Source organism: Streptococcus infantis (assembly GCF_047463315.1).
GTDB classification, from domain to species: Bacteria; Bacillota; Bacilli; order Lactobacillales; family Streptococcaceae; genus Streptococcus; species Streptococcus infantis_AB.
Genome location: NZ_JASHEB010000004.1, coordinates 43642 through 56992 on the forward strand (window position 1 = coordinate 43642; position 13351 = coordinate 56992).

12 protein-coding genes are annotated in these 13351 nt (G+C 39.2%); 11 read left to right on the forward strand and 1 reads right to left on the reverse strand.

The features are described from left to right. Positions 1 to 72: 72 nt before the first annotated feature. The 9 genes from QM857_RS05415 to QM857_RS05455 all read left to right on the forward strand — a co-directional run bounded on the left by QM857_RS05415 (position 73) and on the right by QM857_RS05455 (position 9321). Entirely contained in the window at positions 73 to 570 is a 498-nt protein-coding gene (locus QM857_RS05415) for a GAF domain-containing protein (protein WP_414275306.1), read from the forward strand. Then, positions 570 to 2234, forward strand: coding sequence for a DNA polymerase III subunit gamma/tau (dnaX, locus tag QM857_RS05420; protein ID WP_414275307.1), 1665 nt, complete (start codon positions 570 to 572; stop codon positions 2232 to 2234). Before QM857_RS05415 ends, dnaX begins: the two co-directional genes overlap by 1 nt. A gap of 22 nt (positions 2235 to 2256) precedes the next feature. Continuing rightward, complete coding sequence (locus tag QM857_RS05425) at positions 2257 to 2451, forward strand: DUF3272 family protein (protein WP_006153320.1); 195 nt, start codon at positions 2257 to 2259, stop codon at positions 2449 to 2451. Positions 2452 to 2605: 154 nt separating this feature from the next. After that, positions 2606 to 3376: a Fe-S cluster assembly ATPase SufC gene (gene sufC / locus QM857_RS05430; RefSeq protein WP_000114489.1), complete on the forward strand. Its 771-nt coding sequence runs from the start codon at positions 2606 to 2608 to the stop codon at positions 3374 to 3376. 27 nt (positions 3377 to 3403) lie between these two features. Next, complete coding sequence (gene sufD, locus QM857_RS05435) at positions 3404 to 4666, forward strand: Fe-S cluster assembly protein SufD (RefSeq protein WP_414275308.1); 1263 nt, start codon at positions 3404 to 3406, stop codon at positions 4664 to 4666. 10 nt (positions 4667 to 4676) lie between these two features. Next, positions 4677 to 5903: a cysteine desulfurase gene (locus QM857_RS05440; protein WP_414275309.1), complete on the forward strand. Its 1227-nt coding sequence runs from the start codon at positions 4677 to 4679 to the stop codon at positions 5901 to 5903. After that, positions 5890 to 6330 carry a Fe-S cluster assembly sulfur transfer protein SufU gene (sufU, locus tag QM857_RS05445; RefSeq protein ID WP_414275310.1) on the forward strand — a complete coding sequence of 147 codons (441 nt, stop codon included), beginning with the start codon at positions 5890 to 5892 and terminating at the stop codon, positions 6328 to 6330. Before QM857_RS05440 ends, sufU begins: the two co-directional genes overlap by 14 nt. A gap of 57 nt (positions 6331 to 6387) precedes the next feature. After that, positions 6388 to 7800 carry a Fe-S cluster assembly protein SufB gene (gene sufB / locus QM857_RS05450; RefSeq protein WP_414275311.1) on the forward strand — a complete coding sequence of 471 codons (1413 nt, stop codon included), beginning with the start codon at positions 6388 to 6390 and terminating at the stop codon, positions 7798 to 7800. Between the two features lie 123 nt (positions 7801 to 7923). Next, positions 7924 to 9321, forward strand: coding sequence for an APC family permease (locus QM857_RS05455; RefSeq protein WP_414275312.1), 1398 nt, complete (start codon positions 7924 to 7926; stop codon positions 9319 to 9321). A gap of 29 nt (positions 9322 to 9350) precedes the next feature. On the opposite strand, the gene pbp3 is transcribed toward QM857_RS05455, so the two are convergent. Further along, on the reverse strand, positions 9351 to 10592 hold the full coding sequence (pbp3, locus tag QM857_RS05460) for a D-alanyl-D-alanine carboxypeptidase PBP3 (protein ID WP_414253754.1): 1242 nt from the start codon (positions 10590 to 10592) through the stop codon (positions 9351 to 9353). Between the two features lie 105 nt (positions 10593 to 10697). Between pbp3 and QM857_RS05465 the strand changes: the two genes are divergently transcribed. Together QM857_RS05465 and tuf are read left to right on the forward strand one after the other, a co-directional pair. Next, entirely contained in the window at positions 10698 to 11789 is a 1092-nt protein-coding gene (locus tag QM857_RS05465) for an AI-2E family transporter (RefSeq protein ID WP_195183323.1), read from the forward strand. Positions 11790 to 11996: 207 nt separating this feature from the next. Then, complete coding sequence (gene tuf / locus QM857_RS05470) at positions 11997 to 13193, forward strand: elongation factor Tu (protein WP_006154249.1); 1197 nt, start codon at positions 11997 to 11999, stop codon at positions 13191 to 13193. The last annotated feature ends 158 nt before the right edge of the window (positions 13194 to 13351 follow it).

A 13351-nucleotide genomic window follows, 5' to 3' on the forward strand; every position in this document is an offset into this window, starting at 1 on the left:
AATTATAAATCCTTTGTTGTAAAACAAGGGATTTTTCTTTTTTCAACTAGTATTTTTTGATATAATGGATTTATGTTACATTCCGAAAAAGAATCAATTTACCAAATTGTAAATGAACAACTCTCTAGTCTTTTAGAAGGTGAGACCAATGTGTTGGCTAATCTATCAAATGCTAGTGCTCTCTTAAAAATGAACTTTCCTCGTACTGTCTTTGCAGGTTTCTATTTATATGACGGAAATGAGCTTATTTTAGGCCCTTTTCAGGGTGGAGTCTCATGTGTTAGAATCGCTCTCGGAAAAGGAGTTTGCGGTGAGTCAGCGGCTAGCCGTCAAACAGTTATCGTTGGTGATGTCAAGACTTATCCAAATTATATTTCTTGTGATAGTAGTGCTCGTAGCGAGATCGTACTTCCAATGGTAAAAAATGGACAGCTTCTGGGTGTATTAGATTTGGACTCATCTCATATTGATGATTATGATGAAATTGATCAACGCTATTTAGAAGAGTTTGTGTCCATTTTACTAGATAAGACAGAATGGAAATTTTCAATGTTTGAGGAGAAAGCATAATGTATCAGGCGCTTTATCGAAAATATAGAAGTCAAAATTTTTCACAGTTAGTAGGCCAGGAAGTTGTTGCTAGAACTCTTAAACAGGCTGTGGAACAGGATAAGATTAGTCACGCCTACCTATTTTCAGGGCCTCGTGGAACTGGTAAGACTAGTGTAGCTAAGATTTTTGCTAAGGCTATGAACTGCCCTAATCAAGTAGGGGGAGAACCTTGTAATAACTGTTATATCTGTCAAGCTGTTACGGATGGAAGTTTAGAAGACGTTATCGAAATGGATGCTGCTTCTAATAATGGGGTTGATGAAATTCGTGATATTCGTGATAAATCAACTTATGCTCCAAGTATAGCTCAGTATAAGGTTTATATCATTGATGAGGTTCATATGCTTTCGACAGGTGCCTTTAATGCCCTTTTGAAAACACTGGAAGAACCAACTCCAAATGTAGTCTTTATTTTGGCAACGACTGAGCTTCATAAAATTCCTGCAACTATTTTGTCTCGTGTTCAACGATTTGAGTTCAAGTCCATTAAGACTCAGGATATTCGAGATCATATCTTCCAGATTTTAGAAAAAGAAGGGATTGATTACGAAACAGAAGCTGTTGAAATTATTGCTCGACGAGCTGAAGGTGGGATGCGGGATGCCTTGTCAATTCTAGACCAGGCGTTAAGCTTAACCCAAGAAGCTACACTGACAACTGCAGTCTCAGAAGAAATCACTGGTACCATTAGTTTAAGTGCCTTGGATCATTACGTAGCTGCTTTAGCTCAAAAGGATGTACCGGGAGCCCTTCAAAATCTTGATTTGATTTTTGAGAATGGAAAGAGCATGACGCGTTTTGTAGTCGATTTGCTGCAATATCTACGTGATATCTTAATTGTTCAAGCAGGCGGAGAAAATACACATCATAGTGATGTATTTGAGAGAAACTTAGCTCTTCCGCAGGATGTCTTGTTTGAGATGATCAGTCTTGCTACTAAAAGTCTAGCTGATATTAAGGCTAGCCTACAACCTAAAATTTATGCAGAAATGATGACTATTCGTTTAGCAGAAATTGATTCTCAACCAGAACTTTCAGGTGAAGTGGCTGAGGAATTGTCTTCTCTTCGAGAAGAAGTTGCACGATTAAAACAAGCTCTTGCCAATGTTGGTTCTAATCCCAAACAAACTGTTTCTACACCAAGTCGTCCGACTAACAGTAAGTCAATCTATCGTGTAGACCGAAATAAGGTGCAGTCTATTCTTCAAGAAGCAGTAGAAAATCCAGACTTAGCCCGTCAAAACTTAATCCGTCTTCAGAATGCTTGGGGAGAAGTCATTGAAAGCTTATCTGGTCCAGATAAGGCACTCTTAGCTGGTTCTAAACCAGTTGCGGCTAATGAACATCATGCGATTTTGGCTTTTGAATCGAATTTCAATGCTGGTCAAACCATGAAACGAGACAATCTTAACACCATGTTTGGCAATATTCTTAGTCGTGCCGCTGGATTTTCTCCAGAGATTCTTGCTATTTCTATGGAAGAATGGAAGGAAGTTCGAGCTGCATTTTCAAGCAGAGCTAAAGGTTCTCAAGAACAAGTCGTGAAGGAAGAGACTGAAGAGTCCATACTTCCTCAAGGATTTGAATTTTTAGCAGATAAAGTGACTATAGCTGAAGATTAAAAGGAATTGGTGGTAAAAGACTATGAACAGACAACAATTTATTATCATGGCCTTCTTTACTGCTGCTGAGACTTATTTCTTTAATGAATCCATCATGGAGCAACGGTATATCGTGGCCTTGCTTTGGGCTATTTTGATCCTGAGAAATTTTCGCGTGAGTTATATCATGGGTAAAATTGTGAGCGCTATAGATGATCATTTTCAAGGGAAGAAGTAGCTCCTAGCTTCTAGACAAAATCAAAGCCTTTTAGGCTTTTTTTTGTTATACTATTAAGGTATATTTATTGACATTTTACCGTGTTTTTCTAGAGATTTAAAAAGGTTAAATTTCTGGTAAATACAGTAAAAAGGATGAAAAGAAAGGAACAATCATGTCAGTATTAGAGATCAAAGATCTTCACGTTGAAATTGAAGGAAAAGAAATTTTAAAAGGGGTCAATCTGACTCTTAAAACAGGAGAAATTGCAGCTATCATGGGACCAAATGGTACCGGTAAGTCTACTCTTTCAGCTGCTATTATGGGGAACCCAAACTATGAAGTCACTAAAGGTGAAGTCTTGTTTGACGGTGTAAACATTCTTGAATTGGAAGTGGATGAACGTGCGCGTATGGGACTTTTCCTTGCCATGCAATATCCATCAGAAATTCCTGGGATTACAAATGCTGAGTTTCTTCGTGCAGCTATGAATGCTGGTAAAGAAGATGATGAGAAGATTTCAGTTCGTGAATTTATCACTAAGTTAGACGAAAAAATGGAATTGCTCAACATGAAAGAAGAAATGGCAGAGCGTTACCTCAACGAAGGTTTCTCAGGTGGTGAGAAAAAACGTAACGAAATTCTTCAACTCTTGATGTTGGAACCAACTTTTGCCCTCTTAGATGAGATTGACTCTGGTCTTGACATTGATGCCCTTAAAGTTGTCTCAAAAGGTGTGAATGCTATGCGTGGTGAAGGTTTTGGTGCTATGATCATTACTCACTACCAACGTCTTTTGAACTATATCACACCAGATGTGGTACACGTTATGATGGAAGGTCGTGTTGTTCTTTCTGGTGGTCCAGAATTAGCTGCACGCTTGGAACGTGAAGGATACGCGAAACTAGCTGAAGAACTTGGCTATGACTACAAGGAAGAATTGTAATTCCTTCGTATCTTTTAGGAGAAGTAAATGACTAAAGAAACTATTAAACTTTTTTCAGAAATGCACGCTGAACCAAGCTGGTTGTCAGACCTCCGTCAAAAAGCTTTTGATAAGATTGAGAGTTTGGAATTGCCAGTCATTGAGCGTGTAAAATTTCACCGTTGGAATCTTGGTGATGGAACTATTACAGAAAGTGAACCGTCAGCAAATGTTCCTGATTTCACTGCTTTAGATAATCACTTGAAATTGGTGCAGGTTGGAACTCAAACTATTTTCGAACAAATTCCAGTTGAGTTGGCTGAACAAGGAGTGGTCTTTACAGACTTCCATTCAGCTTTAGAAGAAATCCCAGAACTTGTAGAAGAATTCTTCATGTCATCAGTGAAATACGATGATGATAAGTTGGCAGCCTACCATACAGCATATTTTAACAGTGGTGCTGTTCTCTACATTCCAGATAACGTAGAAATCACAGAACCAATTGAAGGTATTTTCTACCAAGACAGCGATAGCGATGTACCATTTAACAAGCATATCCTCATTATCGCTGGTAAGAACAGTAAGATTAGTTACCTTGAACGCTTAGAGTCACGTGGTGAAGGAAGTGCTAAAGCAACTGCTAATATCACGGTAGAAGTCATTGCACGTTCAGGCGCACAAGTGAAGTTTGCAGCGATTGACCGTCTAGGTGAAAATGTTACTGCCTACATTAGCCGCCGTGGGAAATTGGGCAACGATGCAAGTATTGACTGGGCTATCGGTGTCATGAACGAAGGAAATGTCGTTGCTGACTTTGATAGTGACTTGATTGGTAATGGTAGCCATGCAGACCTTAAGGTTGTTGCTCTTTCAAGTGGCCGTCAGGTTCAAGGGATTGATACTCGAGTGACTAACTATGGTTGCAACTCTATCGGTAATATCCTTCAACATGGAGTTATCCTTGAAAAAGCAACCTTGACATTTAACGGTATCGGACACATCATCAAGGGTGCTAAGGGAGCAGATGCTCAACAAGAAAGTCGTGTTCTCATGCTTTCTGACCAAGCTCGTTCAGATGCTAACCCAATTCTTTTGATTGATGAAAATGATGTCACTGCAGGACACGCAGCCTCTATCGGTCAAGTAGATCCAGAAGATATGTACTACCTTATGAGTCGTGGCTTAGATCAAGCAACTGCAGAACGCTTGGTTGTACGTGGTTTCCTTGGATCCGTTATCGTTGAGATCCCAGTCAAGGAAGTTCGTGATGAAATGATTGCGACGATCGAAGAAAAATTGTCAAAACGCTAAGGGGAAGCCTATGTTAGATGTAGAAGTGATTCGTAAGGATTTTCCAATTTTAAACCAGATTGTTAATGACGAACCTCTGGTTTATTTGGATAATGCTGCGACGACACAAAAACCACTAGCTGTTCTGGAAGCCATTAACCGCTACTATGAGCAGGACAATGCCAATGTCCACCGAGGTGTTCACACCTTGGCAGAGCGTGCGACAGCTTCTTACGAAGCTGCTCGTGAAACCATTCGTAAATTTATCAATGCAGGCTCTACAAAGGAACTTCTCTTTACCAGAGGAACGACGACTAGTCTCAACTGGGTGGCACGTTTCGCTGAGGAAGTCTTGACTGAGGGAGACCAAGTCTTGATTTCTATCATGGAACACCATTCCAATATTATTCCATGGCAGGAAGCTTGCCGAAAGACTGGGGCAGAGCTTGTTTATGTCTATCTCAAAGATGGAGCTCTGGATATGGATGACTTGCGTTCTAGATTGACGGACAAGGTCAAGTTCGTTTCCCTAGCTCACGCATCAAACGTTCTTGGAGTAGTTAATCCTATCAAAGAAATCACGCAAATGGTTCATGAAGTTGGAGCTATTATGGTGGTGGATGGTGCTCAGTCTACACCACATATGAAGATTGATGTCCAGGACTTGGATGTGGACTTCTTCGCCTTTTCAGGTCACAAGATGGCTGGTCCGACTGGTATTGGTGTCCTTTACGGTAAAGAAAAATATCTGGAGCAAATGTCACCAGTTGAATTTGGTGGCGAGATGATTGATTTCGTCTATGAGCAATCTGCTAGCTGGAAGGAATTGCCTTGGAAATTCGAGGCTGGAACTCCCAATATGGCAGGTGCTATTGGACTTGCAGCTGCCGTGGATTATCTTGAAAAGATTGGTATGGATGCCATTGAAGCTCATGAACAAGAACTGATTGCATATGTCTATCCAAAATTACAGGCAATTGAAGGATTGACCATTTACGGTTCGCAAGATTTGGCTCAACGTTCAGGTGTCATTGCCTTTAACCTAGGTGACCTTCATCCTCACGACCTTGCGACAGCTCTGGATTATGAAGGTGTAGCAGTTCGTGCCGGTCACCATTGTGCCCAACCCTTGCTCCAGTATTTGGAAGTCCCTGCGACAGCTCGCGCTAGTTTTTATATCTACAACACCAAGGCTGATTGCGACAAGTTGGTCGATGCCCTACAAAAGACAAAGGAGTTTTTCAATGGCACTTTCTAAACTAGATAGCCTTTATATGGCAGTGGTAGCAGATCATTCGAAAAATCCCCATCACCAAGGAAAGTTAGTAGATGCTGAACAAATCAGTCTTAACAATCCAACCTGTGGTGATGTGATTAATCTCTCTGTTAAGTTTGATGCAGAGGACCGTTTGGAAGATATTGCTTTTCTAAACTCAGGCTGTACCATTTCAACTGCCTCTGCTAGTATGATGACAGATGCAGTTTTAGGAAAGACCAAGCAAGAAATCCTAGAGCTTGCGACCATTTTTTCTGAAATGGTTCAAGGTCAAAAGAATGAGCGTCAAGATCAACTTGGAGATGCAGCTTTCTTATCAGGAGTTGCCAAATTCCCTCAACGAATTAAATGCGCAACCCTAGCTTGGAATGCCCTTAAAAAAACAATTGAAGACCAAGAAAACAAATAAGACAAGCTTTCTTTGTCTTATAAATCATTAGAAATAAAGAATGAAAGAAAGGATATTATGGCTGAAGAAAGAGTAGAACCAAAACCAATTGATCTTGGTGAATATAAATTTGGTTTCCATGACGATGTAGAGCCTGTCCTATCAACAGGAAAAGGATTGAATGAAAATGTCATTCGTGAACTATCAGCTGCTAAGGGAGAACCTGAGTGGATGTTGGAATTCCGTTTGAAATCTTATGAAACCTTCAAAAAAATGCCCATGCAAACTTGGGGAGCAGACTTGTCAGAGATTGACTTTGATGACTTGATCTACTACCAAAAACCATCTGATAAACCAGCCCGTTCTTGGGATGACGTTCCTGAAAAAATCAAAGAAACCTTTGAACGGATCGGGATTCCTGAAGCTGAGCGTGCCTATCTAGCTGGAGCTTCAGCCCAGTATGAGTCAGAAGTGGTTTACCATAACATGAAGGAAGAATTTGAGAAGTTAGGAATTATCTTTACAGATACAGATTCTGCCCTCAAGGAATACCCAGACTTGTTTAAACAATACTTTGCGAAGTTAGTACCGCCAACAGATAACAAGTTGGCTGCCCTCAACTCAGCAGTATGGTCTGGAGGAACCTTTATCTACGTGCCAAAAGGTGTGAAAGTAGACATTCCACTTCAAACCTACTTCCGTATCAATAACGAAAATACAGGTCAGTTCGAACGTACCTTGATTATCGTTGATGAGGGAGCAAGCGTCCACTACGTAGAAGGATGTACAGCGCCAACATATTCAAGCAACAGCTTGCACGCTGCTATTGTAGAAATCTTTGCTTTGGACGGAGCTTATATGCGTTATACGACTATTCAAAACTGGTCTGACAACGTTTATAACTTGGTAACCAAACGTGCCAAAGCCTTGAAAGATGCGACTGTTGAGTGGATTGATGGAAACTTGGGTGCAAAAACGACTATGAAGTATCCATCTGTTTACCTAGATGGAGAAGGAGCGCGTGGTACCATGCTTTCGATTGCCTTTGCCAATGCAGGGCAACACCAAGATACTGGTGCCAAGATGATCCACAATGCACCACATACAAGCTCGTCAATCGTGTCTAAATCCATCGCTAAAGGTGGAGGAAAGGTTGACTATCGTGGACAAGTAACCTTTAACAAGAACTCTAAGAAATCTGTTTCTCACATTGAGTGTGATACCATTATCATGGATGACTTGTCAGCATCAGATACCATTCCATTTAATGAAATCCACAACTCACAAGTAGCTTTGGAACACGAAGCTAAGGTTTCTAAGATTTCAGAAGAACAACTCTATTATCTCATGAGTCGTGGCTTGTCAGAATCTGAGGCAACCGAGATGATTGTCATGGGATTTGTAGAGCCCTTCACCAAAGAACTACCAATGGAATATGCAGTTGAGCTTAACCGCTTGATTAGCTATGAAATGGAAGGATCTGTCGGATAAACATTATAAATAAAAACTGAACAAATACAAATTTGTTCAGTTTTTTATATACAATTTTATAAATATTCACAAATTCCATTTTTTATGGTAAAATAAAACAATTATTGTTAGTGGAGATGAATTATGAATATTTTTAGAACCAAAGACGTAAGTCTAGGTAAAACAGAGATGCATCGTCATCTGAAATTATGGGATTTAATTCTCTTGGGAATTGGGGCCATGGTGGGAACAGGTATTTTTACCATTACAGGAACAGCTGCAGCTACATTAGCAGGTCCAGCCCTTGTTGTATCTATCGTTATCTCAGCTATCTGTGTTTCCTTATCTGCTCTCTTTTTTGCAGAGTTTGCATCTCGTGTACCAGCAACTGGTGGGGCGTATAGTTATTTATATGTGGTTTTGGGAGAATTTCCAGCTTGGATAGCTGGTTGGCTAACCATTATGGAATTTATGACAGCTGTTTCTGGTGTGGCTTCAGGTTGGGCTGCTTACTTTAAAGGTTTGCTTAGTCATTATGGAATTTCTCTGCCTCAAGCTCTAAATGGGACATTTAACCAAGCACAAGGTAGCTATATTGATCTCCTGCCAATTTTAGTCATTCTTCTTGTTACTGGTCTTGTCTTATTAAATTCAAAAACAGCTTTGCGCTTTAATTCCATTCTAGTAGTCTTGAAATTTTCTGCTCTTGCTTTATTCATCTTAGTTGGAGTCTGGTACATTAAACCTGAAAATTGGTTAGACTTTGCTCCATTTGGTTTTGGGCAGATTTATGGTGGAAGCACTGGGATTATGGCAGGTGCTTCGCTCATGTTCTTTGGATTCTTAGGTTTTGAGTCCATTTCTATGGCAGTTGATGAAATTCAAAATCCTCAGAAAAATATTCCACGTGGAATTGTTTTATCCTTGATGATTGTAACCATTCTCTATGCTTTGGTTACCCTAGTATTGACTGGTGTTGTTCACTATAGCAAGCTCAATGTTGATGATGCTGTGGCTTTTGCTCTTAGAAGCATTGGTATTGGTTGGGCGGCTAATTATGTTTCTCTGGTTGCTATTTTTACTTTGATTACAGTATGTATTTCAATGACATACGCCTTGTCTCGAATGATTTATAGTTTGGCTCGTGATGGGTTGTTGCCTAAGACTTTTAAAGAAGTGACTAAGACAAGTCGTGTTCCAAAGAATGCGACCATTTTAACAGGTCTTGTTTCAGCAATTGCAGCTGGGATCTTCCCTCTATCAAGTATCGCAGCCTTTCTAAACATCTGTACTTTAGCTTATCTCATTCTCCTAGCTTATGGAATTATCAAATTAAGAAAAGACAAGGGAGAACCTAAAGAGGGAGAATTTAAAACTCCTCTGGTACCTTTTTTACCAATCTTGTCTATTCTGATTTGTCTGTCCTTCATGCTTCAATATACTCTTGAAACTTGGATAGCATTTGTATTAGCCTTAGCAGTAGGAGTTATTATTTACTTTACTTATGGCTATAAAAACTCTACACTATCAAAAAATCAATAAAGAAAAAATCGCGATTTCTCGCGATTTTTTTATAATTTTTCATTTACAAATCGAACAAAACGATTCCACCATACTTTTAAGAAAAAGGCTTTTTCAACATTTTTTTCAGCAACCATATCAAAGGTTGGATTATCAGTAGTAATATAACCTTGACCAACTAAGTCTTTGTCTTCATAAGTCAGATGACCAACCACTGTACCTGCCTCAAGTGGTGCAGTATGCTCAGTACTATCAGGTGTATAAGTAACAGATGACTGTGCTCTACTGCCGAGACGTTGAACGATTTTTATATCTTCTTTAGCGACTGCTGTAACAGTATCTTGCTTCCCGTCATAAACTGGAGATTTGCTATCTTGATAGCTTTCCCCTTGATTGACGATTGTTTGAAGAGCGAAATTTGATGAGATATAATCTAGAAGAGCTGAAGTTGCAGTGAAACGAGCATAAGGATTACTATCTTGGTTGTCAGCATTCAGAACGACTGTGATGATACGCATTCCTTTTTCTACAGTCGTACCGACAAAAGAAGCTCCTGCTTTATCAGTTGTTCCAGTCTTAAGACCATCTATACCACCACGATAGGCAGGCATTCCATCTAACATATAGTTTGTAGAATGAATGGTCACCCCAGCGAAAGTAGAAGAAGGTTTCTTAGTGATTTCTAGAACCTGAGGATACTTGAGGATAAGATTACGTGCAACGACAGCCACATCATAGGCACTCATCTTGTTTTCGTCATCTTTCTTAGAACCAGGATAGATATTATTCCCAAGAGTTTCATTATTTAGACCAGTTGTATTGACTAGGGTCGCATCTTGGATTCCCCATTCAAGCAGTTTAGCCTTCATCATGTCAACAAAGTCTTTTTCGGATCCAGCAATCTTTTCTGATAAAGCGATAGCTGCACTATTGGCACTAGATACCAATGTTGCTTCAAGCAATTCTTCAACAGTATAGTTACGAGCTTCCATAGGAACGTTACTTGCTTCGGAGTTAGTCGTGAGCTGGTAAGGATAATCAGATATTTCTACCGGAGTGGAAAGAGTGATTTTACCTTGTTCTAGGGCCTCATATACCAAGTAAACAGTTAGCAACTTACTGATAGAGGCAATCTCTACAGGTTGAGTAGCATCTTTTTCATATAAAATCTTACCAGTATTAGCTTCAACAGCGATGGCGTGTTTTGCAGCAACATCAAAATCCTGAGCAAATACAGTTGTAGTCGAACCAAATGAAATAAGTGTTAGTATTGTTAAAAATATTTTCTTCATAGTAATTGTATTCTATCATAAAGACAAAAAATATTCTTGTTTTTATAATGTAGGTTATCAATCTTTTTCGAAATATGGTAAAATAGGAAAAAGAGGAGGTGGCTTATGTTTCGGAGAAATAAATTATTCTTCTGGACCACTGAGATATTATTAATAACCTTAATCTTCTACTTATGGAGAGAAATGGGTGCTATTATTACACCATTTGTAAGTGTCGTAAATACAATCATGATTCCCTTTTTATTAGGAGGATTTCTCTACTACTTAACAAATCCAATCGTTATCTTTTTAGAGAAAGAGTGTAAAATCAACCGAATTATTGGGATTTTGTTAACACTTTGTGCTCTCTTCGGGTCCATAGTGATAGCTGTCGTATATCTCTTACCGATTTTAATCAATCAGTTGAGTAGTTTGATCAATTCCAGCCAAGGCATCTATGGTCGACTCCAAGATTTGGTGATAGAATTATCAAAATACCCTGCTTTCCAAGAACTTGATATTCAACAAACAATTCAACAATTAAATCTTTCTTACGTTGATATTTTACAAAATATCTTAAATAGTGTGACAAATAGTGTAGGAAGTGTTCTTTCAGCTCTAGTAAGCACTGTTTTAATTATTATTATGACACCAGTTTTCTTGATTTACTTCCTTCTAGATGGGCATAAATTTTTGCCGATGCTAGAAAGAACTATTTTAAAACGAGACAAACTTAATATATCTGGTTTAATAACAAACTTGAATGCGACGATTTCCCGTTACATAAGTGGAGTATCAATCGATGCATTCATTATCGGGTGTTTGGCTTTTATCGGTTATAGTGTGATTGGCTTAAAATATGCATTAGTTTTTGCTATTTTCTCAGGTTTAGCGAATCTGATTCCTTATGTTGGACCGAGTATTGGATTAATCCCGATGATTATTTCAAATCTGTTTACGGATCCTCAAAAGATGATAATAGCAGTTATCTATATGCTGATTATCCAACAAGTAGATGGGAATATCCTATACCCTCGTATTGTTGGTGGAGTCATGAAGGTTCATCCGATTACAATTCTCGTCCTATTATTGTTGTCAAGTAATATCTACGGTGTCGTTGGTATGATTGTTGCCGTTCCTACCTACTCGATTCTCAAAGAAATATCCAAATTCCTAGTTCGACTTTATGAAAAACATAAAGAAGTACAAGAAAAATAAAGATTTTCAAAAAGAAACAGATTCATCTGTTTCTTTTTTTATCTTTTATCAATAAATCGAGTACCGAGAAGAAGAATAAGAATAATTCACAAAATCTTTGTAAAACACTTGCAATTTAGCTAAAATTTGATAAAATAGTAAGGAAAGTTAGACTGTATTGCCTACTGTCTATCTATAAAATATATTTTATTGGAGGCTTTTACTCAAATGGCAAAAGAAAAATACGATCGTAGTAAACCACACGTTAACATTGGTACTATCGGACACGTTGACCACGGTAAAACTACCCTAACTGCAGCTATCACAACTGTTTTGGCACGTCGCTTGCCTTCAGCAGTTAACCAACCTAAAGACTATGCGTCTATCGATGCTGCTCCAGAAGAACGCGAACGCGGTATCACAATCAACACTGCGCACGTTGAGTACGAAACTGAAAAACGTCACTATGCTCACATCGACGCTCCAGGACACGCGGACTACGTTAAAAACATGATCACTGGTGCCGCTCAAATGGACGGAGCTATCCTTGTAGTAGCTTCAACTGACGGACCAATGCCACAAACTCGTGAGCACATCCTTCTTTCACGTCAGGTTGGTGTTAAACACCTTATCGTCTTCATGAACAAGATCGACTTGGTTGACGACGAAGAATTGCTTGAATTGGTTGAAATGGAAATCCGTGACCTTCTTTCAGAATACGACTTCCCAGGTGACGATCTTCCAGTTATCCAAGGTTCAGCTCTTAAAGCTCTTGAAGGTGACTCTAAATACGAAGATATCATCATGGAATTGATGAACACTGTTGATGAGTACATTCCAGAACCAGAACGTGACACTGACAAACCATTGCTTCTTCCAGTCGAGGACGTATTCTCAATCACTGGACGTGGTACAGTTGCTTCAGGACGTATCGACCGTGGTACTGTTCGTGTCAACGACGAAATCGAAATCGTTGGTATCAAAGAAGAAACTTCAAAAGCAGTTGTTACTGGTGTTGAAATGTTCCGTAAACAACTTGACGAAGGTCTTGCAGGAGATAACGTAGGTGTCCTTCTTCGTGGTGTTCAACGTGACGAAATCGAACGTGGACAAGTTATCGCTAAACCAGGTTCAATCAACCCACACAGAAAATTCAAAGGTGAAGTTTACATCCTTACTAAAGAAGAAGGTGGACGTCACACTCCATTCTTCAACAACTACCGCCCACAATTCTACTTCCGTACTACTGACGTTACAGGTTCAATCGAACTTCCAGCAGGTACTGAAATGGTAATGCCAGGTGATAACGTGACAATCGACGTTGAGTTGATCCACCCAATCGCCGTAGAACAAGGTACTACATTCTCTATCCGTGAGGGTGGACGTACTGTTGGTTCAGGTATGGTTACAGAAATCGAAGCTTAATTCGATTTAGTTCCCAGAAGAACAATTATTTAAGTCAGACATTAAAAGAATCTTGCTATGCAAGGTTCTTTTTTCTAGCTATACGAAGGCAAAATAAGACAGTATGGTAGTTGATTACGAATATAGAAACTTAATTAAATAATTATCTACTTTATTAA

Coding starts and splice junctions, on each gene's coding strand:
- pbp3 (WP_414253754.1), bottom strand. CDS start 10,592: ATGAAGAAAATATTTTTAACAATACTAACACTTATTTCATTTGGTTCG.
- tuf (WP_006154249.1), top strand. CDS start 11,997: ATGGCAAAAGAAAAATACGATCGTAGTAAACCACACGTTAACATTGGT.
- QM857_RS05415 (WP_414275306.1), top strand. CDS start 73: ATGTTACATTCCGAAAAAGAATCAATTTACCAAATTGTAAATGAACAA.
- sufC (WP_000114489.1), top strand. CDS start 2,606: ATGTCAGTATTAGAGATCAAAGATCTTCACGTTGAAATTGAAGGAAAA.
- sufB (WP_414275311.1), top strand. CDS start 6,388: ATGGCTGAAGAAAGAGTAGAACCAAAACCAATTGATCTTGGTGAATAT.
- sufU (WP_414275310.1), top strand. CDS start 5,890: ATGGCACTTTCTAAACTAGATAGCCTTTATATGGCAGTGGTAGCAGAT.
- QM857_RS05455 (WP_414275312.1), top strand. CDS start 7,924: ATGAATATTTTTAGAACCAAAGACGTAAGTCTAGGTAAAACAGAGATG.
- dnaX (WP_414275307.1), top strand. CDS start 570: ATGTATCAGGCGCTTTATCGAAAATATAGAAGTCAAAATTTTTCACAG.
- QM857_RS05425 (WP_006153320.1), top strand. CDS start 2,257: ATGAACAGACAACAATTTATTATCATGGCCTTCTTTACTGCTGCTGAG.
- sufD (WP_414275308.1), top strand. CDS start 3,404: ATGACTAAAGAAACTATTAAACTTTTTTCAGAAATGCACGCTGAACCA.
- QM857_RS05440 (WP_414275309.1), top strand. CDS start 4,677: ATGTTAGATGTAGAAGTGATTCGTAAGGATTTTCCAATTTTAAACCAG.
- QM857_RS05465 (WP_195183323.1), top strand. CDS start 10,698: ATGTTTCGGAGAAATAAATTATTCTTCTGGACCACTGAGATATTATTA.